General features: G+C 67.0%; 21 protein-coding genes. 13 read left to right on the top strand and 8 right to left on the bottom strand.

From position 1 onward, the window contains the following. Position 1: 1 nt before the first annotated feature. The 4 genes from ACIBVN_RS26980 to nocL are packed head-to-tail and all read right to left on the bottom strand — an operon-like array spanning position 2 to position 3,344. On the bottom strand, positions 2–1,288 hold the full coding sequence (locus ACIBVN_RS26980) for an AMP-binding protein (protein WP_397140892.1): 1,287 nt from the start codon (positions 1,286–1,288) through the stop codon (positions 2–4). Beyond that, positions 1,258–1,473, bottom strand: coding sequence for a hypothetical protein (locus tag ACIBVN_RS26975; protein WP_397140890.1), 216 nt, complete (start codon positions 1,471–1,473; stop codon positions 1,258–1,260). Before ACIBVN_RS26975 ends, ACIBVN_RS26980 begins: the two co-directional genes overlap by 31 nt. Next, entirely contained in the window at positions 1,470–2,171 is a 702-nt protein-coding gene (locus ACIBVN_RS26970) for an alpha/beta fold hydrolase (RefSeq protein WP_397140888.1), read from the bottom strand. Before ACIBVN_RS26970 ends, ACIBVN_RS26975 begins: the two co-directional genes overlap by 4 nt. 6 nt (positions 2,172–2,177) lie before the next feature. Then, complete coding sequence (nocL, locus tag ACIBVN_RS26965; protein WP_397140886.1) at positions 2,178–3,344, bottom strand: 3-methyl-2-indolic acid synthase; 1,167 nt, start codon at positions 3,342–3,344, stop codon at positions 2,178–2,180. A gap of 342 nt (positions 3,345–3,686) precedes the next feature. Here nocL and ACIBVN_RS26960 point away from each other — a divergent pair, with 342 nt between their 5' ends. From ACIBVN_RS26960 to rfbA, 7 genes are all read left to right on the top strand, one after another. Beyond that, entirely contained in the window at positions 3,687–3,836 is a 150-nt protein-coding gene (locus ACIBVN_RS26960; protein WP_349446744.1) for a thiocillin/thiostrepton family thiazolyl peptide, read from the top strand. A gap of 142 nt (positions 3,837–3,978) precedes the next feature. Further along, on the top strand, positions 3,979–5,217 hold the full coding sequence (locus ACIBVN_RS26955; protein WP_397140883.1) for a coproporphyrinogen-III oxidase family protein: 1,239 nt from the start codon (positions 3,979–3,981) through the stop codon (positions 5,215–5,217). Beyond that, entirely contained in the window at positions 5,214–6,170 is a 957-nt protein-coding gene (locus ACIBVN_RS26950; protein WP_397140881.1) for a lantibiotic dehydratase C-terminal domain-containing protein, read from the top strand. Before ACIBVN_RS26955 ends, ACIBVN_RS26950 begins: the two co-directional genes overlap by 4 nt. A 17-nt stretch (positions 6,171–6,187) precedes the next feature. Continuing rightward, a complete protein-coding gene (locus ACIBVN_RS26945) occupies positions 6,188–6,901 on the top strand; it encodes a class I SAM-dependent methyltransferase (protein ID WP_397140879.1) in 714 nt (237 codons plus the stop codon). Between the two features lie 2 nt (positions 6,902–6,903). Beyond that, the gene (locus ACIBVN_RS26940; protein WP_397140877.1) at positions 6,904–8,016 is read left to right on the top strand and encodes a nucleotide disphospho-sugar-binding domain-containing protein; all 1,113 of its coding nucleotides are present in this window, start codon (positions 6,904–6,906) and stop codon (positions 8,014–8,016) included. 503 nt (positions 8,017–8,519) lie between these two features. After that, positions 8,520–9,317 (top strand): BTAD domain-containing putative transcriptional regulator, encoded by a 798-nt coding sequence (locus tag ACIBVN_RS26935; RefSeq protein WP_397140995.1) that lies wholly within the window; start codon positions 8,520–8,522, stop codon positions 9,315–9,317. 134 nt (positions 9,318–9,451) lie between these two features. Continuing rightward, positions 9,452–10,324, top strand: coding sequence for a glucose-1-phosphate thymidylyltransferase RfbA (gene rfbA / locus ACIBVN_RS26930; protein ID WP_397140875.1), 873 nt, complete (start codon positions 9,452–9,454; stop codon positions 10,322–10,324). Between the two features lie 210 nt (positions 10,325–10,534). On the opposite strand, the gene ACIBVN_RS26925 is transcribed toward rfbA, so the two are convergent. Further along, the gene (locus tag ACIBVN_RS26925) at positions 10,535–12,457 is read right to left on the bottom strand and encodes a hypothetical protein (RefSeq protein ID WP_397140873.1); all 1,923 of its coding nucleotides are present in this window, start codon (positions 12,455–12,457) and stop codon (positions 10,535–10,537) included. A gap of 187 nt (positions 12,458–12,644) precedes the next feature. Next, positions 12,645–13,820, bottom strand: coding sequence for a methyltransferase domain-containing protein (locus ACIBVN_RS26920; RefSeq protein ID WP_397140871.1), 1,176 nt, complete (start codon positions 13,818–13,820; stop codon positions 12,645–12,647). 246 nt (positions 13,821–14,066) lie between these two features. Between ACIBVN_RS26920 and groES the strand changes: the two genes are divergently transcribed. The 5 genes from groES (at position 14,067) to ACIBVN_RS26895 (ending at position 18,112) form a co-directional block, all read left to right on the top strand. Continuing rightward, complete coding sequence (groES, locus tag ACIBVN_RS26915; RefSeq protein ID WP_205315022.1) at positions 14,067–14,381, top strand: co-chaperone GroES; 315 nt, start codon at positions 14,067–14,069, stop codon at positions 14,379–14,381. Between the two features lie 72 nt (positions 14,382–14,453). After that, positions 14,454–16,073 carry a chaperonin GroEL gene (gene groL, locus ACIBVN_RS26910; RefSeq protein ID WP_397140869.1) on the top strand — a complete coding sequence of 540 codons (1,620 nt, stop codon included), beginning with the start codon at positions 14,454–14,456 and terminating at the stop codon, positions 16,071–16,073. A gap of 107 nt (positions 16,074–16,180) precedes the next feature. Further along, positions 16,181–16,432 (top strand): type II toxin-antitoxin system ParD family antitoxin, encoded by a 252-nt coding sequence (locus ACIBVN_RS26905; protein ID WP_397140867.1) that lies wholly within the window; start codon positions 16,181–16,183, stop codon positions 16,430–16,432. Further along, the gene (locus ACIBVN_RS26900) at positions 16,422–16,850 is read left to right on the top strand and encodes a hypothetical protein (RefSeq protein ID WP_397140865.1); all 429 of its coding nucleotides are present in this window, start codon (positions 16,422–16,424) and stop codon (positions 16,848–16,850) included. The genes ACIBVN_RS26905 and ACIBVN_RS26900 overlap by 11 nt, the downstream gene beginning before the upstream one ends. Before the next feature lie 626 nt (positions 16,851–17,476). Beyond that, positions 17,477–18,112 (top strand): sigma-70 family RNA polymerase sigma factor, encoded by a 636-nt coding sequence (locus tag ACIBVN_RS26895; protein WP_091102327.1) that lies wholly within the window; start codon positions 17,477–17,479, stop codon positions 18,110–18,112. A gap of 112 nt (positions 18,113–18,224) precedes the next feature. Here ACIBVN_RS26895 and ACIBVN_RS26890 read toward each other — a convergent pair whose 3' ends face one another. Beyond that, entirely contained in the window at positions 18,225–18,602 is a 378-nt protein-coding gene (locus tag ACIBVN_RS26890) for a DUF5319 domain-containing protein (protein WP_090930411.1), read from the bottom strand. Between the two features lie 39 nt (positions 18,603–18,641). Further along, positions 18,642–19,634 carry a LuxR C-terminal-related transcriptional regulator gene (locus tag ACIBVN_RS26885; RefSeq protein WP_397140863.1) on the bottom strand — a complete coding sequence of 331 codons (993 nt, stop codon included), beginning with the start codon at positions 19,632–19,634 and terminating at the stop codon, positions 18,642–18,644. A 499-nt stretch (positions 19,635–20,133) separates the two neighbouring features. Here ACIBVN_RS26885 and guaB point away from each other — a divergent pair, with 499 nt between their 5' ends. Next, on the top strand, positions 20,134–21,615 hold the full coding sequence (gene guaB / locus ACIBVN_RS26880) for an IMP dehydrogenase (protein ID WP_397140861.1): 1,482 nt from the start codon (positions 20,134–20,136) through the stop codon (positions 21,613–21,615).

Below are 21,615 nucleotides of genomic sequence, written 5' to 3'. Positions count from 1 at the left end.
CTCAGAGCTTTCCGTTGGCGCTGTAGACGGTCGCGGCCTGCTGTTCGGAGACGCATTCGATGCGGGTGGGGCGTTCGATCTCCGCCAGCGCGAGGCAGTGCTCACGGACCGCCGCCTCGGCGACCTCGCCCACCACCTTCGCCAGCAGATGCTCCAGGCCGGCCTCGGTCCGCTGGACCAGCACCCGGGCGTCGGCCACCCCGTCCAGAGTGAGGAGATGCCGCTCGATGGCACGCGGGTAGACGAGGATCCCCCTCAGCTTCTCTCCTCCGTCGACCCGGCCCTCCAGGCACAGGTTGCCCTCGTCGTCGAAGCGCCCGTAGTCGGTGCTCGCCACGCGGCCCGCGGTGGGCACGGGATCGTGCCCAGGAGTCCAGATGAACTGGCAGCAGTCGGGCGCGGCCACCGTGACCTTGCCCACCCCGTGCTCGCTGACCTCTTCGAGCCAGACGGCCTTGCCGGGAATGGGCCGGCCGACGTGCCGGTTGTGCCCCGGCCGGTAGTCGACGCTGATCGCGCCGGTCTCGGCCGTGCCGTACAGGTTGGCGATGGAGATCCCGGTGAAGTGCCGCTCGATGAGCCGGACCCGGCTCTCGCTGACGTGCCCGCCGCCGAGGAACAGCGCCGCCCTGGACATGTCCACCGGCTCGTCGGTGTTCAGGCACGCCGCGGCGGCGAGCGCGGGGACGCCGAGGACGAACACCTCGTGCTCCGACGCGACCTGCTGGACCGGGCGCCAGTTGTGCGCGGGGAAGATCAGCAGGTCCCGCTGGAGGAACATCGCGGGCAGGACGGTCATGAAGAACGCCGCGGAGAACTGCAGGGGCAGGCACGTGGCCAGCGTCGTGGGAGTGCCGCCGCCGAACGCCGGCCGGAACATGGCGCTCTCGTAGTGGAGCGCGATCAGTTCCCACACGTCCGCGTGGCCGATGGCCAGTTTGGGCGTGCCGGAGCTGCCGGAGGTGGCCACTCCCCACATGGGCCGGTCGATGGGCCCGGGCAGCGGCGAGTCCACTTCGTACAGACCGGGGGCCAGCTCCTTGCGGGGGATGCCGTCGGCCGCCGACCACAGAAGAATCGTGTCGGGCACGGTCGCCACCGCGAACAGGGAGATCAGCGCCTCCATGCCGACGCTGGGGTCGACGAGATAGCTGCCCTGCGGGCGCACCTGGCGGGAACGCTCCTGGCCCTGCGCCAGCAGCGTGCGCCAGGAAGCGGTCCGCTCGCCCCAGCGAACCGAGCCTTCGCGGTCTGTCGTCAGGAATCTGGTGAATGCCGGGCGACCCATGCAACCCACCCTTCGATCGTCTGGGGGCGGTCGGCGGCATCGGCGCCGACGTCCAGCCGGTTCTTGTCGAGGTAGCTCAGGACCACGACGGTCTCCAGGGAGTCCAGAGGACGCTGCGGGTCGCTCTCCTGGAGCAGCTCGTGCAGGTCCTGGCGGACCTTCGTGGTGTCGGGGAACGGCTTCACCGTTCGGGGTCCTCCATCCAGAACGCCTTCACCGCCGCGTTGAACGCCTCCGGAGCGTCGTGACCGGCGATGTGGCCCGCGCCTTCGAGCACGAGGCCGCGGATCTGGTCACCGAAGTCGGCCGCCTGCTCGGCGGTGGCGCGCTCGATCGACTTGAGAGAGCCGTTGATGATGAAGGTCGGAACGCTGAGCTTGCCGAGTTGCTCCGCGCTCACTCCTATCCATTCGTCGTAGGCCAGAGCCGTGTGTGCTGTGAACGCGGCCAGCGTGTCCCTCCAGCGGGGGGTGTGCAGGCGCTCGAACTCCGCGACGAGCTCAGGGTTGTCCCTGGTCAGCCGGTGGAATCCCTCGACCTGGCCGAGGAACGCCTCTTTGTCCATCCCAGTGCCGAATCCGGTGAGGACCAGGGAGGAGACCAGGTCTGGCCGCTCGGCCGCGCAGCGCACCGCGAGCGGCCCGCCCAGGTAGGAGGCGGCGACGAGCCGCCCCCTGCCGAAGCGCTCCATCAACGCCAGGACGTAGGCGTAGGCGTCGTCGAAATAGTCCTCGCTCGCATGGATCGGGCAGCGCCCGTGCCCCGGCAGATCGATGGGCACCAGATTGTGGTCCTGCCCCCATGCCTTGATCTGCTGGCCGAAGTGTCCGTATGCGGTGCCGAGCAATCCGTGCAGGATGTAGACGGGACGCTTGGGGAGCATGGCGGGTCAGCCGACGGGAGCGTTGACCGGGGCGTCGAAGTGGGCGACCTTCGTCCCGCGCTCCTCGATCCTGCTGAGGATGTGCCGCGGCCTGCGCAGGTCGGCGATGAGGAACTGGGAGCTCTTCTCGTCGTTGCGCGCCTGAGCGTCGCGGCGGTACGGCGCCACGTCCGGACTGCCCGGGCTGATGACGCCGGCCAGGCCGATCGCCTGGTCCTGGAACTCCTGTGGCTCCCTGGTGGTCAGCACCAGGCGCTGCTCGGGACAGGTGAAGGCGATGACCGCCATCATCCGCAGGTAGTCGTCGTCCTTGACCCGCGTGGTGTCCTTGGACGACATCGCCGGTCGCATCCTGGGCAGGGACAGGTCGACGACGGCTCCGCGCTCGCGCAGGTGGGCCCCGTGCGCCACCAGCCGGACGATCTCCAGCTCCACCTCCTCGTGCAGCCCCACGAGCACGCCGGGGTTGACATACCGGTAACCGGCGTCCAGCCAGCGGTCGAAGGAGACGATCCGGCGGTCGTAGTCGGCCTTGGGCACGCCCATCGAGGTCTTGCCCATGAACTTGCGGTAGGACTCGCGGTGGTAGGTCTCCTGGAAGACGCACATCGTGACCGGCTCTTCCTTGCCGATCCAGTCGCCGAGCACGTCGATCTCGTCCGGCTCCATGCTGCCGATGTTGAAGTAGACCCGCTCGAAGCCCATGTCCAGCGCGGTGCGGATCGCCCAGCCGATGCGGAAGGCGGTGGTCTGGCGAACGTACTTGTCCTCGTACTCGCCGGTCAGGAAGCCGACGCCGCGTACGCCCTCGTGGTGGTAGAGGATTTCGAGCTGCTCCTCGAGCTCGCGCTTGCCGGCGAACTTGCGCTCCAGGCGCGCGTTCCCCTTGCGCATCGAGCACATCTTGCACTCGGAGTCACAGTGGTTGGTCGTGTACAGCGGCACGAACGTGTGCAGCCGGGGCATCCGCGTGGCGATTCGCTGCTCGGCCGCGGCCTGCAGCTCCGCGGTGCTGATCTCGCGGTCCTGCCACAGTGCGAGGGCGATGGCCGGCCTGGAGTGGGACGGTTCCTCGTCCGCCGCCGCGGCCAGCACGGCACGAGTGTCGATCGTGCTCGCTTCGGCCTGGATGTCCGCCAGCTCGGGCAGCACGAAATCGGTCGATCCTGTCATGGAGCGGCCCCTTCCAGAGGGAATGGCGCTGATCGATGAAGGGAGCCGACGGAAATTCGTCGACCGCAGGCTCACGGCCTCATTTCTACCTGCCCCGGCAAAGCAATGACAAGGAATTCAAGGCAACTCGGAAAACGCGCTCGACCTGCATTTTTGCGACGTTCCTTAGCGGTGCGCGAGCGGTTCTCTAGTCGCTTTATAGTGACTTTTGAGCGTTCTTCTAGCACTTCTCTGGCGCTTCTATGGCGCTTGTCCACTCAATTTCCTTGACCTCAACTCGGTCCTTCATTAATTTCATCCCTCGGGGCCGCCGAGGAATAATAAGGGGAAAGAAGGTGTTCCATGGCTTCCAACCTGGCCAGCCTGAACATTGAGGCGCTCGAGATCTCGGAGTTCCTGAACGACAACCACCTGCAGGACGGGGAGGTCGTCGCCAAGGTCATGTCAGCCTCCTGCACGACCTGCGAGTGCTGCTGCAGCTGCTCCTCCTGAGCATGGACCGCCGTAGCGCGGTCACCCACTGAGTAGTAAACAGCTCCACTGCGAAGACGCCTCTCGGCCTGAACGGCCCCCTGGCAAGAGGCGTCTTCGCGCGCTGCACCATTTCTGACACGCGCCTGCTGGGAGGACCACAATGCCCGCGACAGTTGACGTGCAACGGCTTGATCTGCCATCGAGCACGCCAGAGCAGCGCGCGCTCATGATTTACGTCCACGTGCCGTTCTGCCATTCCAAGTGCACTTTCTGTGACTGGGTCCAGGCCATCCCGACTGCTGATCTGCTGCGCAAGCCGGAAGATTCGGTGCGGCAGAACTACATTCGCGCCCTCTGCTCGGAAATCGAACTCCGCGGGGCCGAGCTCGCGGCGGCCGGCAGCCACGTTCCGTACGTGGTGTACTGGGGCGGCGGCACCGCGAGCAGCCTGAACGAGGACGAGTCGGCCGCGATCATGACGGCGCTGCGCGAGTCCTTCGACCTGAGCACGGTCAGGGAAGCGACGATCGAGTGCAGCCCCGACACCTTGGACGAGCGTAAGCTGCGCTTCTATCGAGAGCTCGGATTCAACCGCGTGTCCAGCGGTGTGCAGTCCTTCGACGACACCCGGCTGCGGCGGCTCGGCCGACGTCACAATTCCGGCCAGGCCGAGCGGGTGGTCCACGCGGCGCGCGAGGCCGGCTTCGACGAGGTCTCCATCGACATCATGTCCGGCTTCCCCGACCAGGAGCTGGACGAGCTCAACCACACGGTGGAACGGGCCCTCGCGTTGCCGCTCAGCCATCTGTCCCTCTACTCCTTCCGCCCCACGCCCGGCACCTTCATGCGTCGCAAGGTGGATGCCGCGGAGAAACGCGAGTACCTCAAGCGGCAGAAGATCCTGTTCACGGTCGCCAGGCGGCGTATCGAGGAGTCGGGACTCAGCGAATACGCCTCGGGCTATTTCGGCAAGGTCTCCCCGTTCGCGGCCATGTACTTCCAGCTGCGCGCCGACACCGTCGGCCTGGGCTCAGGCGCGATCTCCGTGGTGAACAAGCGCTTCCTCTCGCACACGAAGGGGCGTCTCCATGACTACATCGCCCGTCCGACGGGCTTCGACATCTCGGTCGACGCCGGGCAGGACCGGGTGCTCGTCTCCTTCCTGCAGGCCGGGCTGGCGATGTTCGACGGGATCCTGCGGACGGAATGGCAGATCACGACGGGAACCGAGCTGGGGGAGGTGCTCACCCGTCCGGCCATCGCCCCGCTCGCGGACTTCCTGCGCACCCGGGGCCTCGTCGAGGACGAGCGCGGCATCCGGCTGGACCCCAAGAGCGCCGGCCTGACCCTGATCGAGCTCGCCTTCGAGATGGCGATGTCGCAGCCGGAGCTGGCATGACCTGGGTCGAGTTCGAGCTGGAGGCGCCCGCGGCGCTCCACGACCGGGTCCTGATCGACGTCGTCGCCTCCCTGCCCGGCGCGGGGTTCTTTCTGCGCAAGGACAACGCGGTGGCAGTCCAGGTCCAGGACCCGGGCGAAGAGATCAGAGCCCGGCTGAGGACGGCGGGCTTCAAGGAGTCCTCCTCGCCTGCCGGCGATCCGGTGACCGGACCGGTGTTCGGCGGCGAGCACCTGGCTCCGGTCACGCGCAGGTTCCTGTCCGAGGTCAGCCCCGCGCTCCTGGACCTGCTCCGCGCATCGACCGCCAACCGGTCCGACCGGCTGGCCGCCGCGCTTGACCTGATGGCCGCGCACCTCATGGCCGTCAGCGGCGCGCTGCGCATCGACGGGATACCCCCCGAGGTCCCCCTGGGCTTCCTCAGCTTCCGTTCGCACGCCGAGGCGTTCTTCGCGACGAGTGCGAATCCCGGGCTGACACGGGTGCGGATGGACGAACGCTTCGAAGCGAACCGCTCCGCCATACAGGACCGGATCCTTGCCGTCTTTCAGCAGCTCAAGGGGGAGGGGCCGGAGGTCTCGGCCGAGGCCGGCGCGTGGTACGGGGCCGCGCGCGACACCAAACCCGTCATCGCCGAGCACATCAGGACCGGCGGGATCACCGCGGACACCGCCTACGTGGATGACCATCTGAGAGAGCGGGACGACTTCGCGGACAGCGCCTTCCACACGGCGGCCGGGTCATCCACGGAGTTGCAGCGCTTCCTCCGCCACGACCCGGCATTTCTCGCCGGCCGACTGCTCACCAGCATGCTCTATCTCAGCCTGCACGGCATGGGCGTCACCCTGGTGGAACGCTACTTCCTCTGTCACGCGATGAGCAGGGCCTGCGAATTGATCTTCGAAGTGGACGCCATGGCGGTGCTCGGCAAGATCGCCGACCACGGCGTCTGAGGGGGAGGAACGACAGGGTGAGCTACAGCAACGAGCACGCGGAGCTTTACGACATCGTTTTCCTGAGCCGGGGGAAGAGCTGGGAAAAGGAGGCGGAGCTGCTCGGCCAGATGATCAAGTCACGGAACCCTGCGGCGGCGTCTCTGCTTGACGTGGCCTGCGGTACGGGAGCTCATCTGGAGCACTTCGTCAAGGCGTTCGCGCACGTGGAGGGGGTGGAGCCGGCCGAGGCGATGCGGGAGGAGGCCGAAGCGAGGCTGTCCGGCCCCTCGGTGCACGCGGGCGACATGCGCACGTTCGACCTGGGTCGCACCTTCGACGCGGTGACCTGTCTGGGATTCGCCGTGGGCTACATGACCTCCCAGGACGAACTGGACACCGCCATCTCCCGGATGGCCGCCCACCTGTCGCGGGACGGCGTGCTGATCGTCGAGCCGTGGTGGTCCCCCGAGCGCTTCATCGAGGGGTACGTCGGCGGCCACATGGTCCACGAGCCGAACCGGGTGATCTCCCGGATCACCCACTCCACCAGGCAGGGCAACGCCACCAAGATGACCATTCACTTCGTGGTGGCGGAGGCCTCGGGCATCCGCGAGTTCTCCGAGGTGGAGGTCGTCACCCTGTTCACCGACGATGAGTACACAGCCGCGTTCGAGCGAGCGGGCCTCGACGCCGAACGGCTGCCCGGTCCGGCGAACCACCCGGGCTACCTCGTCGGAAGGCGACGTTGACCATGCGCGTACTGTTCTGCTGCACTCCCGGGACCAGCAAGCTGTTCTCGCTGGTCCCGCTCGCCTGGGCGGCACAGAGCGCCGGCCACGACGTTCTGGTGACCTTCGCCCAGCAGACCGACGTCGCCGCGACGACGGGTCTCCAGGTCGTCGACGTCGCTCCCGGATACGACTGGGCGGCCATGTTCCGCGGGCCCAAGGGCAGCGTCCCGCGCGAGAGCGTGACGTCCGCGCACGCGCCCATGGACCAGAACACCGCCTACGCGATGACGGTGGCCGCGATGAACCGGCCGCTCGTCGACCGCGCTGTGGAAACCGCCCGGCAATGGCGCCCTGACCTCGTCGTCTACGAGCAGACCGCGACGTACGGGCTCGTTGTGGCGGCCCATGTCGGAGTGCCCGCGGTGCAGCGCAACCTCGGCATCATCCGGACGAACGACCTGCATGCCACGACGGGTGAGCTGCTCGGCGCTCCCGCATTGCCGCGGCCCGGGCTGATCCTTGAGTACGTTCCTCCCAGCATGCTGCCCCACTCCGAGCCCGAGGGCGTCTTCATGCGATACCTGCCCTACGTCGGCGGTGGCATGACGGACCTGCCCGAACCGCACCCCGACCGGCCGCGCGTCGTCATCACGATGGGCGCGACCAAATCGGTGGCACACCGTCTCCACGGGCTCTCGAAGACCCTCACCGCCGCAGCCGAACTGGACGCCGAGTTCCTGCTCGCACTCGGCGGCGTCGACCCCGGCCAGTTGCCGCCGAATGTCCTTCCGATCGGCTGGACGCCGATGAACCTCCTGCTCAGAACGTCCACGGCGGTCATCCACCACGGCGGCGGAGGCACCACGATGGCGGCTGTGGCAGCGGGGACACCTCAGTTGCTCGCGGGCGATCCCCGCTTCCTGGACCACCAGACCATGGGCGCCGCCGTACAGTCATGCGGCATCGGCATTGTGGCGTCGCAGGACGAGGTCACGCCGGAAATGCTGACGCGGCTCATCACTGACGAGAAACTACGCAAGGCCACCATGGAAGTGCGTGAAGAGTGGGCGTCCCTGCCCTCTCCCGCGGAATTGCTCCCCCGACTGCTCGAACTCGCCCAGCCGGGCGGATGAGCCTGCTCTCTGCGCCATCGGAGGCTGCCGCCCATTCACCGCGGTGGTGGCTGACCGCCACCAGTTCGGCACTCCGCGTTGACCGACATCTCTCGTCAGACTGAACCTCATTCCGTCGCCGCCGGTCACATCGCCCGAGCCATTTGCGCATTGCCCGCGATGCCGGCTCTGACCCCAAGATTCTTCACTTGTTGATATAGCCGAAAAATCGGACAAAACTTGAAATTTCGGATCTTGGCTGCGAAGGACCTTGTAGGCTGAACTCAACGCCGCCCCTCGGGGTGTAGATGGGGGCGCGGCGCGAAGCACGGGGGCTTCGGATGGTGCGCAGGCATCTGGTAACGGGGCGGAGTCATTTGGTCTGCGTTTTGTATCCGAGATATCCCTCGGTGTCGATTGACAAGGTGGACATTTCGGCTGACGATCAGTTAGCCTCATCCGAGACTCCGCTGAGGGCAAGAGGAACGGAATCGTTGGATATTAAACTACTCGGGCCGCTATCAGTGGCGCACAACGGGGAATCCATAACTCCTACCGCAGCAAAACCGCGTACCGTGCTCGCAATGCTCGCAATGAATGCCGGTAAAGTAGTCCCCCTGGAATTGCTCTCCGAAGAACTGTGGCACCGCAATCCGCCGAAAAGTGCCAAGACCACGATTCAAACCTACGTCATGCAGGTGCGCAAACTCGCCGAGTGTGCCATTCGGCGATGTCCGGAGGGGGCCGGACAGGCCAAGGATATTCTGGTCACCCTGCCTGGCGGCTACCTGCTCAACGCCGAAACACACGATGTCGACATGTGGGAGTTCGAAAGACTGGCGGAAGAGGGGCATCGCGCTCTGGAGGCGGGGAATCTGCAGCTCGCGGCGGCAAAGTTCGCCGGCGCGCTGGACAAGTGGCGCGGTCCTGTCCTCATGGACGTCCAACTCGGGCGACACCTCAAAGTCCACGTCCAACGGTTGCAGGAGGGGCTGCTCAGCGTGCTGCAGTGCCGCATCGACGCGGATCTGCGGCTGGGTCGGCATCACGAACTCATCGGCGAGCTGATGCAGCTGGTCCAGGAATGCCCCACCCATGAGGGTTTCTACAAGAGTCTCATCATCGCTCTGCATCGATCCGGGCGTCGCCGGGAAGCCCTGAGCGCTTATCGGGAGCTGCACACCGCGCTGACCAGAGAGCTCGGTCTCGAACCATCACTCACGCTCCAGCGGCTGCACCAGTCCATCCTCCTGGCCGACCGGGAAACGGAAGAACTGGTGGACACCGCGTATTGGCTCAACACCGCGATGGCGTCCAAATAAACATATCACTCGCGGCCTGTCACTTCATCACGCTTTATCTGCCCGGCCTGCGGTAATCACTTGGTGCAGCAGTCCCGTTTCTTTTCGGGATCTCGTACGGCGTGATCGCCGCCGGGGGACCAACAGGGGGCACCATGAAGGGAATCGTCCTGGCGGGCGGTAGCGGAACACGCATGCAACCGCTCACGCTGGCCACGTCGAAGCAGTTGTTGCCGGTTTATGACAAGCCGATGATCTATTATCCCCTGGCCACGCTCATGCTGGCCGGCGTCCGGGACATCCTGGTCATCTCCACGCCCGCGTCGTTGCCGGACATCCAACGTCTCTTCGGCGACGGCTCACGCCTGGGCTTGTCGCTCAGTTACCGGGCACAAGCAGAGCCCCGAGGCATCGCCGACGCCTACATCCTGGGAGCCTCACATGTGGCGGGAGAACGCTCCGCGCTCATCCTGGGCGACAACTTCTTCCACGGCTCGGGGTTCCGCAGCCTGCTCCGGAGAGGCTGGGAGATTCTCGACGGATGCACGCTGTTCAGCTATCCCGTCACCGATCCCGAGCGTTACGCGGTTTGCGAGTTGGACGAGCACGGCAACCTGGTCGCCATCGAGGAGAAACCGGCGCGACCCCTGTCCAAAAATGCTGTCACCGGATTGTACTTCTATGATTCCGACGTCACGGAGATCGCCCGGCTCCTGCAACCTTCGGAGCGTGGGGAGCTGGAGATCACCGATATCAACCAGACGTACCTCAAAGAAGGCCGGGCGAAGGTGATCGAACTGGGCAGGGGTTTCACGTGGCTGGACACGGGGACCCATCAGTCATTGCTGGAGGCGAGTGAATACGTCCGTATGCTGGAAAACAGGCAGGGCGTCCGGGTGGCCTGCATCGAGGAAATCGCGTTGCGAATGAATCTGATCGACGCCGACGCCTGTTATCGGCTGGGCGCGGAGATGAGTAATTCAGAGTACGGAAAATACGTCATGAGCATCGCCGGCTCTTTCACCTGAGGCGGCACTTTCGCCTGAGGCCGCACTTTCCCTGAGGGCACTTTCGCCTGAGGCGAAGCTGGCCGTCCGTCCGTCCGGACAAGCGCTCCGTCCGGCGCCGTTACACCGGCGCCGGACCCCAGCTGCCCGGGCCACCGCCCGGATGCCGTCATGTCCCAGCACCCGGGCGTCGGCCCCGTCAGCAACCTCCGCCACCGCTCGTTCGAGCCCTCAGTCCTTGGACCGGCTCGGGCGCAGGAGGGCCTCGGCCAGGGCCAGCATGGTCTCCTCCAGGGCGCCCAGGCGCTTGGTGAGGTCGTCGGTCGCGGGCTGCACGATGCCGGTGACCGTCTCGGCCAGCTGGTCGCGGTCGGGGCGGGACGTGACGAGCTCCGTGAGGGCGTTCGTGGCGGCGGCGAGGCGTTCTGCCTGGTCTCCCGTGTGCGTCTGGAGCAGCTCGCCCTGGGTGGCCAGGGTGGTGGGGAGCTGTCCCACGCGCTCGCTGACGGCCTCGATGCGGTCGTCCACGGACTCCAGGTGGGCGCCGGCCTGCTCGGCGCGGGCGGCCAGGCCGTTCATGTGCGTGTCGAGCCCGTTGAAGCGGGTGTCGATGCTGTCGAAGCGGCTGCTCAGGTGCTCCTCGGCCTCGATCAGGCGCTCGTCGATGGCGTCGATCTGGGTGTCGAGCTTGTTGAAGCGGCCCTCGTTGCGGGTGGCCGTGTCGTTGAGGCGCTGGTCGGTCGTCGCCATGCGCTCGTCGAGCGAGGCGAAGCGGGCGTCGATGCGTACGTCGAGCGCGTCGAACCTGTCGTCGTGGCGGCCCAGATGGCCGTCCATCGTGCCCAGCCGCTTGTCGACCCCGCTGAGCTGGCTGTCCACGGATGTGAGCCGCTTGTCGACGCCGCCCATCCTGCCGTCGATCCCGTCGAGCCTGGTGTCGATGTCGGCCAGGCACTCGTCGGCGGACTCCAGCCGGCTGTCGAACCCGGTGAGCCTGGAGTCGAGGCCCATGAGCTTGCCCTCCACCCGGTCGAGCCGGGAGTCCACGCCGCTGAGCCTGGCGCTCAGGCGCTGCTCGCTCTCGCCGAGCTGCACGGCGAGGTGCTGGTCGGCCTCGTCGAGCCTGGTGGTGAGCCGCAGCTCGACGTCGGACAGGAGGCTGGAGAGCTGGTCGTCGGACTCCTTGAGGCGGCTGGCGAGCCGCTCGTCCGCCTCGACGAGGCTGGTGGCCAGGCGCTGGTCGGTCTCGTCCATCCGGGTGGTGAGGCGCTGGTCGGTCTGGTCGAGCCGCGCGGTGAGCCGCTGGTCGGTCTCGCCGAGTCTCTTGCTGAGGCGCTGGTCCGTTTCATCGAGCCGCGTGCTGAGGCGCTGGTCCGTTTCATCGAGCCGCGTGCTGAGGTGCTGGTCGGTCTCGTCGAGCCGCGTGGTGAGGCGCTGGTCACTCTCGTCGAGCCGCGTGCTCAGGCGCTGGTCGCTCTCGTCCAGGCGGGTGGCGAGATGCTGGTCCTGCTCGTCCAGCCGGGCCGTCAGCTGCTCCGACAGGTCGCCGACCACGACCTCGACCCGGTCCGTACGGGTGGTCAGCTCGGCCATCGACTTGTCGAGCCGGGTGAAGCGGCTGGCGGCGGCCTCCATGCTGGTGTTGAGAGTGGCCAGCTTGGCGGCGAAGTCGGACATTCCCTTCGTGATGCCATCGGTGGTGTCGAGCACCGATTGCAGGCGGTTGAGGGCTTCCTCCACGCTGTCGCCCACCGTGCCCAGGTCTGCCCACAGGCTCGGCAACTCGCTCACCGGGGCGACGCGGGCGTCCACGTGGCCCACTCTCTCCCCGACGGCGTCCACGTGGTCGCGCACCGCCTCCACGTGCTGGGCCAGCCCCTCGGCCCACATCGGCGGCTTGGAGGTGATGTCGTCGAGCCGCCCGCTGACCGCATGCAGCGTGCCGCTGAGGCCGCCGAGCTCGCGCTCGCGCACCTCACGCAGGAGCCACTCCATGCCTTCGAGTCGCTGGCGGATCTCGTCCAGCACTGCCCCCTGAGTGCGCTGCTCGTACACATGATCCTGCGCGGCACGCGCGAGCAGATCCCGCATCCTCTCGGAGATGCCGGATTGGCCTCCTGCCTGGAGAAGGGTGGTGTGGTTGGAATGGTCCACCGAAAGCTCCTTTGGCTCGCCGACGATCTGCCGCGCAGCGGTGGGGATAGGTCCGATTTGCAGATGAAAGAGCGAGAACGCGGTTAACCGCATCAGGGGGAGAACTCCCGCCCGCCCACCTTAGTCCTTCGATCAAGGTCCGGAAGCCGCGAATTGAAAGATCGTTGTTAACGGACGAATGCCCGGTTTATGCAGGTAGGCCGGTGTCGCAGATGATGACCGATGGCTTGTCGAGGATCCTGGTAAGGATGATTACCGCGGATTTTTCGCCGTTCAGTCGTAGGTCGGACCTGAGGCGCTCGATGTCGACGGCGGAGCCGCGCTTCTTGATGGTGACATTGCCGATTTTCCGCTCGCGGAGCAACGCGCGCAGCTTTTTCAGCGAGAACGGGAGGACGTCGGATATTTCGTATCTGGTCGCCCAGGGGGTGTCGATCGCATCGTCACCGGTGATGTATGCGATCAACGGGTCGGGCAGGCGTCCGCCCACGATCTCGCACACCTCGCCCACGAGGTGCGCCCGGATGGCCGCGCCGTCCGGCTCGTACACGTACCTGCCGATCGGGCCGACCGGGGCCTCGGCTCCCGTGGCGGTCAACGTGTGCCCGCCGGGCAGCAGGGTGGCGCGCCGCGCCGCCCCCTGGAGGCCGGTCCAGAGCGCGGCCTCCTTGACCTCGCCCTTGTACGAGACCCACTCGGCCTCGGCGCCGCCCGGGATGAACTCGTACGGGATGCCGGGGGCGACCTTGACGCACGCGCGGGCGGCCCTGGAGACCAGGTCGAGCACCACCGGCCAGGGCGGGGAGTAGGCCATGGGGTCGAACGTCCTGCCCCTGCTCGTCCGCCTGGCCGGGTCGGCGAACAGCACGTCGTGGTCCTCCGGCCTGACCTCGGCCGCGTCCGCCACGGACACCGTCACCCGGTCGCCCAGCCCGAGCGCCTCGGCGTTGGCCCTGGCCACGGCGGCGGTCAGCGGGTCGGTGTCCACAGCGGTCACGGTGCAGCCGGCGCGGGCCAGCGCGAGGAAGTCGCCGCCGATGCCGCAGCAGGCGTCCACCACGCGGGGCGGACTCGGCTGTGACCCGGTCAGGCGGCGGGCGCGGTGCTCGGCGACCTCCACCCGGGTGGACTGCTCCAGCCCGTGCGGTGTGAAGTACATCCGCTCCGCGTCCGCGCCGAACTTGGCCTTGGCGCGCTCCCTCAGCCCTGCCTGGGTCAGCGCGGCGGAGGTGAGGGCGGCGTCGTACGTCCTGCGAAGCTTTGTGGCGGCCGCGACCGGATCGGCGCCCACCAGCCCCCCGGCCTCCGACAGGGCTCGCTGCCCGCGCGGGGTCAGCAGCTCGTTGAAGGCGTCGAGGTCCACATAACCTGACGTTAGCGCCACGCCCGGGCAGGTCGAGCCGAGGACGTACTGTGGAGTGGGCAGTCGGAGGTCTGATCGCTCTCAGCAGACGCGTTCGTGTTGACTGTCAAGCCCCTCTTGCATATGTTTCCTGTTGGCACTCTCCCCTTGAGAGTGCCAACGTGCGACGAGGCAGGTCTGACACCCGCGACGGCAGGCCCAGCTGGTCGCCTCTTCTAGATCATTCAAATCTGAAGGGGAGGTCCGATCGTGACGACCGCCACTAAGGTTCCCGTTAAGCCGCTCGGCGACCGCATCGTGGTTCAGCCGCTTGAGGCTGAGCAGACGACCGCTTCCGGCCTGGTCATCCCAGACACCGCCAAGGAGAAGCCGCAGGAGGGCAGGGTCCTCGCGGTGGGCCCGGGCAACTGGGACGAGGACGGCGACAAGCGGATTCCGCTCGACGTCTCTGAGGGCGACATCGTCCTCTACAGCAAGTACGGCGGTACCGAGGTCAAGTACGGCGGCGAGGAGTACCTCGTGCTCTCCGCCCGCGACGTTCTCGCGATCATCGAGAAGTAAGCCGGATGTGTCGGGCCCCGGGCGCTCTTCAGGGCGGCCGGGGCTTTCGACGCTAGGAGAGGACTTTCAGCAATGGCGAAGATCCTGGAGTTCGACGAGGGCGCCCGCCGCGCGCTCGAGCGCGGTGTGAACGCCCTCGCGGACGCCGTGAAGGTAACCCTCGGCCCGCGTGGCCGCAACGTCGTCATCGACAAGAAGTTCGGTGCGCCGACGATCACGAACGACGGTGTGACCATCGCTCGTGAGATCGAGCTGGAGGAGCGCTACGAAAACCTCGGCGCCCAGCTCGCCAAGGAAGTTGCCACCAAGACCAACGACATCGCGGGTGACGGCACCACCACCGCGACCGTCCTGGCCCAGGCCATGGTCCGAGAGGGCCTGCGCAACGTGGCCGCCGGCGCCTCGCCGCTGTCGCTCAAGCGCGGCATCGACAAGGCCGCCAGGGAGATCAGCGACAAGCTGCTCGCCAGCGCCCGCCCGGTCGAGGACAAGAAGGAGATCGCAAACGTCGCCACGATCTCCGCTCAGGACGCCCAGATCGGCGACCTGATCGCCGAGGCGTTCGACAAGGTGGGCAAGGACGGTGTGCTCACCGTCGAAGAGTCCAACGCCATGGGCATGGAGCTCGAGTTCACCGAGGGCATGCAGTTCGACAAGGGCTACGTGTCCCAGTACATGGTGACCGACCCCGAGCGGATGGAGTCCGTCCTCGAGGACGCCTACATCCTGCTCACCCAGGGCAAGATCTCCTCCATCGCGGACTTCCTGCCGCTGCTGGAGAAGATCGCCCAGACGAAGAAGCCGCTGCTCGTGGTCGCCGAGGACGTCGAGGGCGAGGCCCTGGCCGTCCTGGTCACCAACAAGATCCGCGGCACCTTCACCTCCGTGGCCGTCAAGGCCCCGGGCTTCGGCGACCGCCGCAAGGCGATGCTGCAGGACATGGCCATCCTCACCGGCGGCCAGGTCGTCAGCGAGGAGGTCGGCCTCAAGCTGGAGCACGTCGGTCTCGAGGTGCTCGGCCAGGCCCGCCGCGTCGTCGTCACGAAGGACAACACGACCATCGTCGACGGCGCCGGTGACCAGGCGGCCATCGAGGACCGCGTCAAGGAGATCAGGCTCGCCATCGAGCAGTCCGACTCCGACTGGGACCGCGAGAAGCTGCAGGAGCGCCTCGCCAAGCTCGCCGGCGGTGTGTGCGTGCTGCGCGTCGGCGCCGCCACCGAGGTGGAGCTGAAGGAGAAGAAGCACCGCCTCGAGGACGCGATCTCCGCGACGCGCGCCGCGATCGAGGAGGGCATCGTCTCCGGCGGTGGCTCCGCGCTGATCCACGTCTCCAAGAGTCTCGACGACCTCGGCCTGTCGGGCGACGAGGCCACGGGTGTCGGCGTCGTCCGCCGCGCCCTGGTGGAGCCGGCCCGCTGGATCGCCGAGAACGCCGGTCTCGAGGGCTACGTGGTCACCCACAAGGTCGCCGAGCTGGAGGCCGGCCACGGCCTCAACGCCGCGACCGGCGAGTACGGCGACCTGATCGCGCAGGGTGTCATCGACCCGGTGAAGGTCACGCGCTCCGCCGTCCAGAACGCGGCGTCGATCGCGGGCATGCTGCTCACGACCGAGGCGCTCGTGGTCGACAAGCCCGAGGAGGAGGCCCCGGCCGCCGGCCAGGGTCACGGTCACGGCCACGGCCACTGACTCGTCCCCCTTCGCTCGTCACGGCCCGCACCCTCAGGGGGCGCGGGCCGTTCGGCTTTCGGCGGGATTCACCGGACGATCGATTGCCCCCTGCATATGATGAACATATGAGCACCAAGCCGATCACCATCACGGTGGATGAGAGCCTGCACGCATACGTGCAGGAGCAAGTCGAGGCAGGGCGGGTCCGCTCCGTGTCCGCTTACTTCAACCACGCCGCACGCCACCAGATGGAAACCGAACGGCACGCCGACCTGGCCTGGCGAGCCGCCGTCGAGAAGGCCCGACAGGATCCGGCCGTTGTGGAACGTGCCCAGCGCCGAGCCCGCAAGGCGCAGGAGATCCTGAATGGCCGCTGACGGCTACGTCCTTGACGCCGCCCTGCTGGCCGAGGTCGGCCGCGGTGACAATGACGTGATCGCGCTGCTTCAGCAACTCGACGCAGCGAACATCTCGATTATTGTGCCTGCGCTGGCCGTCACCGGCGCCACCGTCGAAACGGTCGCCACCAATGAGCAACTTGCCGTCATACGCGGTGTAGGCCGGCTCGATTCGACAACTTTTGCGGCGCTGGTGGCCTTTGATGATGTGACGGATCTGGCGCGGATGCGGCTGGAAGTGCGCTCGCCCGAGGAACTGTGGGACGTCCAGACGGCGCTCCACGCCGTGCTCAGAAACTGCCCGATCTTGACTACTGACGCCAAGAGATGGCAGGCCACACTTGACGAAATGGCTGGTCAGCTCTTGGTAGTCGAGGTGTCCCTACTCGACGACTAGGTGTCCGGCGTGGTCGAGGCGCAGTTCTGTCCGGCTTCCCGACGAAGCGCACGCAGCTCAGTCCCGCACCCGGCCCAGTCGAGGCTGCGTGTGGGACTTGCTGTTCGGGGCGCCAGATGGGCTGTACGAGCTTGGCCTGCTCACAGGAGTGCCATCGGAGAGCATCCGGCCAGGCGGTAATCGGGGTCGCGTCCGAGGGGTGTGGGGACCGGCAGGTCCCCGTCCGGGGGTGTGGGGGCTTGCCCCCACAGGGCGCTGCCCGGAGCCCCGTCCGCGCGAAGCGCGCCCCTGCGGAGGACCATGCCGTTCCCCTGGGGCCTACTGGAGCCGTCTTGGGGCCTCCTGGGGCCGCCTCGGGTCTCCAGGGATCCCCCCTTGGAGTGTCGGGATTCGTCCTGGCGGCTTGGGGAGAAGTGGGGGAAAAGGTGGATTATTGGAGTAAACCGGAAGTAGGGGATAAGCGTCTGGGGTCTGACAATTGACGCGCATTTCGGGTTATGTGGTGAAACATTATGTCAGTTGATAAGGCTTAGTGTGGTCAATTGATTACTGCTGGTTATCGTCGCTTCAATGTGACCAATCCGTAGCCGTTCGCCATGACGACAGGCCGGATCAGTGCGGGCATCATGCCTATCGTGAGCGAGGGAAGCGTCGCCGACGCCAAAATTGGGGTAAGGCTCGCGTCGAGACTTCCGGCACGGACGGATGACTCCGACCTTAGGGAACTGACGAGCCTCGCCGTGCAGGGGGATCGCACTGCGATCGAATCCCTGCTCGGTGAGTTGCGTCCGATGGTGGTGCGGTATTGCCGCGCCCGGCTGGGCAGGGTTTCTGGGCAATATCACATTGCCGATGACGTAGCCCAGGAGGTGTGCATCGCGGTCCTGTCCGCGCTGCCGCGATACCGCGACATGGGGCGGCCGTTCGCCTCCTTCGTGTTCGGGATCGCCTCGCACAAAGTGGCCGACGCGCTGCGGAGTTCAGTGCGTTCGGCCGTACCGACTCAGGATCTGCCTGACGGCCCGGACGACGGGCCGGGGCCCGAGGAGACGGTGGTCCGCTACATCGAGGTGGAGCACGCGCGCAGGCTGCTGGCCAGGCTGCCCGACAATCAGCGCGAGTTGCTGCTGTTGCGAGTGGTGTCTGGGTTGTCTGCGGAGGAGACCGGTAATGTACTCGGTATGTCACCGGGTGCGGTCCGCGTCGCCCAGCATCGGGCGCTGGCCAGGTTGCGGCAGATGGCCGAGCTGGAGTCGGCTTGACGCCAGCAGAGGAGGAGACCGACGCGCTGCTCGATGCGCTCGGTCGTGGAGAGATGCCTGACTCAGGCGATCCAGCAGTGCGGTTGCTGGCCGCGCTGCTCGATGATGTCGGTCAGCGGCGCTCCTCCGTGTCGATGACGCCGTCGACATAGCCTCTGGCGTACTCCCAGCTGACGTAGTCTGCCGGGTCAGGGTGAAAGGCCGGCTCGTGGACCTGCGGCTGGCCTTTCTCGATCATTTGTCGTAGGTTGCCGCGCAGCAGCTCCCAATCGAAGAAGTGCTGCTCGCCGCATTCGGGGCAATCGAGTACGAGACCCAGCACTCCCTGTGGTTCGAGCAGGGAGCGAAAGACCTCGACGTCGGCGAGGTCCGTGATGGCCTCGTCACGCTCGGCCGCGGTGAGCGGCTCGGCGTCGTCGAGCGCGCCCATCGCCGAGGAAGGGTCGTTCGGGTCGTCCGCGAACGGGTCGCGGGGGACGTCTTCCAGCACCTTCCCACCATATGACCGAAGCGGCCCGAGCGGTGGACATTACCTCAGCCATCCGCGCCTGGCGGCCTCCACGCCGGCGTGGAAACGCGATTGAGCACCCAACTCGGTCATGGCGTCCGCGAACCTCGCCCTGACCGTTCGGACCGAAACCCCTAGCTGGCGGGCTATGGAGTCGTCGCACATCCCCTGAGCCGCCAGGCGGAGGACCTGGACCATCCCCTCGCTCCTGCGGCCGCCCCACGGCAGCGGCACGGCCCTGGCCCACAGCTCCTTGAACAGCGCCTGGAGCAGGCCCACGACGACGGGCGTGCGTACGAGATAGAAGTTGTACGCGTGATCGGGCAGGTTGCCGCCCCAGAACGGGGGCAGGCCCGCCACCTCCGACCCCACGGTCATGAACCAGCTCGGCACCCGGTCCAGCGTGCGTACCTTGCCGCCGGCCTCGAGCAGTCGGGTGAGCTGGTCGCGGACGCCCGGCAGAACCAGGGTCGTCACCGGGACGATCGCATGAACCGCGAGAAGTTTTCGTTTCTGCGCATCAATCCATGGATCCGCAAATTTCCGGGCAAAATCTGTCATGGTGCGCTCGTCGGGAAGCGCGGTCATTAATGCCATTGGCGGGGACTGTACGGCTATGCCGACCACGCTCTCGTACAGCACGTCCGCCCCGTTCACCAACTCCACGGTGAAGGTGCCGCTCTGGTAGTCGCGCCCGGCGTCGTAGTCGCGGATCAGCGACCGGATCGAGCCGAGCGCGGTGTCGATCCTGCGGCTCTCCTCCGCCAGCCGGTCGAGCCGCTCGGCGATCACCCGGCCAAGGGCCGCTGCTGGGTGTCTGGCCAGGTATTCGCCTGACTGCTCGTCGACCACGCCCAGCTTGACGAGGTCGTCGAGCTGGCGGCCGACCTTGTCGACGGGACCGTCCATGGCCTGGGCGAGATCGGTGAGTGTCGCTCGATGCAGGCGCAGCACCGCGGAGTACAGCGCGGTCTGCGCCGGGTCGAGGCCCAGAGTCTCAAAGGGATCAGACACTGTACGGGACTGATTGCGCATTACGGGCGGCTCCGTCGGGGGGACACGGGCGTGCCGTGAGAATAACCCCGCAATACGCTCGTGTCCCCCCATTGCCGGGACTGGACGGAGGCGGTGTGCAACTTCGTGCACTTGCACGTTTTCACATTGCATTGCTCCGTTGAGTAACGCAGGCTTTACCTAGCGTCGGCATCCTGCAAGGGCTGTGGTGGCACCGGCCATCAGGACGCGGAGGGGGGTTCGGTGGCGCGGGGCGCTGCCTCACCCGGATGCCGGTGGCCGGGGGATGGGACGGATCACCGACCGGCCCATCCCCCGGCACTTTTCATGCCGGGGGTACGACGGGCCGTGGGGGTCATCGTGCTCCCGGCATCCCTTTCCCCGCCATGGCGAGGCACGGCCGGCGCGCGGCGTGTCCAGGGCGTGGGCGCTGGGGCGCGGTTTGGAGGCAGGGCCTAGACTTGGCTCAATCAGAGCAACGGCAGGAGGGGGCCGCAGCATGTCCAAGTTCACCGAGAAGGGTTTGACCTTCGATGACGTGCTGTTGGTGCCCGCATATTCAGACCTGCAGCCGGGCGAGGCCGACACCAGTTCGCGCCTGTCCCGCAACATCACGCTGTCCATCCCGCTGGTCTCGGCGGCCATGGACACCGTCACCGAGGCCCGCATGGCGGTCGCCATGGCCCGCCAGGGCGGCATCGGCATCCTGCACCGCAACCTGTCGGTAGAGGAGCAGGCCCAGCAGGTCGACCTGGTCAAGCGGTCCGAGGCCGGCATGGTGACCAACCCCGTGACCTGCAGCCCCGACGACACGCTTGCCGACGTCGAGCGGCTCTGCGGCACGTACCGGATCTCGGGTGTGCCCGTCACGGACGTGGACGGCACGCTGCTCGGGATCGTGACAAATCGCGACATGCGCTTCGAGACGGACCACTCCCGCCTCGTACGCGAGGTCATGACCAAGATGCCACTCGTCACCGCCCCGGTGGGCGTGTCGCGCGACGAGGCGTTCGCGCGGCTCCGGCAGAACAAGATCGAAAAGCTGCCCCTGGTCGACTCCGACGGCAGGCTGCGCGGCCTGATCACGGTCAAGGACTTCACCAAGAGCGAGCAGTACCCGCTGTCCACCAAGGACGCCGACGGCCGGCTTGTCGTGGGGGCGGCCGTCGGCGTCGGCGGCGACGCCGAGCTGCGGGCCAAGGCGCTGATCGAGGCCGGGGTCGATGTGGTGGTCATCGACGTGGCCCACGGTCACTCCAAGGGCCTGGCCGACATGGTCGGCAAGATCAAGGCCAACAGCAAGATCGAGGTCGTCGCGGGCAACATCGCGACCAGGGCCGGGGCGCAGATGCTGGTCGACGCGGGCGCCGACGCGGTCAAGGTGGGCGTCGGGCCGGGCTCGATCTGCACCACGCGGGTGGTGGCCGGGGTCGGCGCGCCGCAGGTCACGGCCATCTACGAGGCCTCCAGGGCGTGCGGGCCCGCGGGCGTGCCGGTCATCGGCGACGGCGGCCTGCAATACTCCGGCGACATCGTCAAGGCCATCGCGGCCGGCGCGGACACGGTGATGCTGGGCTCGCTGCTCGCCGGGTGCGAGGAGTCGCCGGGTGAGCTGATCTTCATCAACGGCAAGCAGTTCAAGTCGTATCGCGGCATGGGCTCGCTCGGCGCGGTGCGCAACCGCGAGCGCGGCGGCACCTCCTTCAGCAAGGACCGCTACGCCCAGGCCGACGTCGGTGGCGACGACAAGTACATCCCCGAGGGCATCGAGGGCCAGGTGCCCTACCGCGGCCCGGTCGCGGCCGTCGCCCACCAGCTCATCGGGGGCCTGCGCCAGGGCATGTGGTACGCCGGCTGCCGCACGATCGAGCAGATGCACACCGACTGCGAGCTCATGCCGATCACGTCGGCGGGCCTCAAGGAGAGCCACCCCCACGACATCCAGATGACCGTGGAAGCTCCGAACTATCACAGAAGGTAA

This window comes from Nonomuraea sp. NPDC049400, assembly GCF_044466425.1.
Lineage (GTDB): Bacteria > Actinomycetota > Actinomycetes > Streptosporangiales > Streptosporangiaceae > Nonomuraea.
The sequence above is the reverse complement of the archived record's forward strand: the minus strand, read 5'-3'. Positions and strand labels throughout refer to the sequence as shown.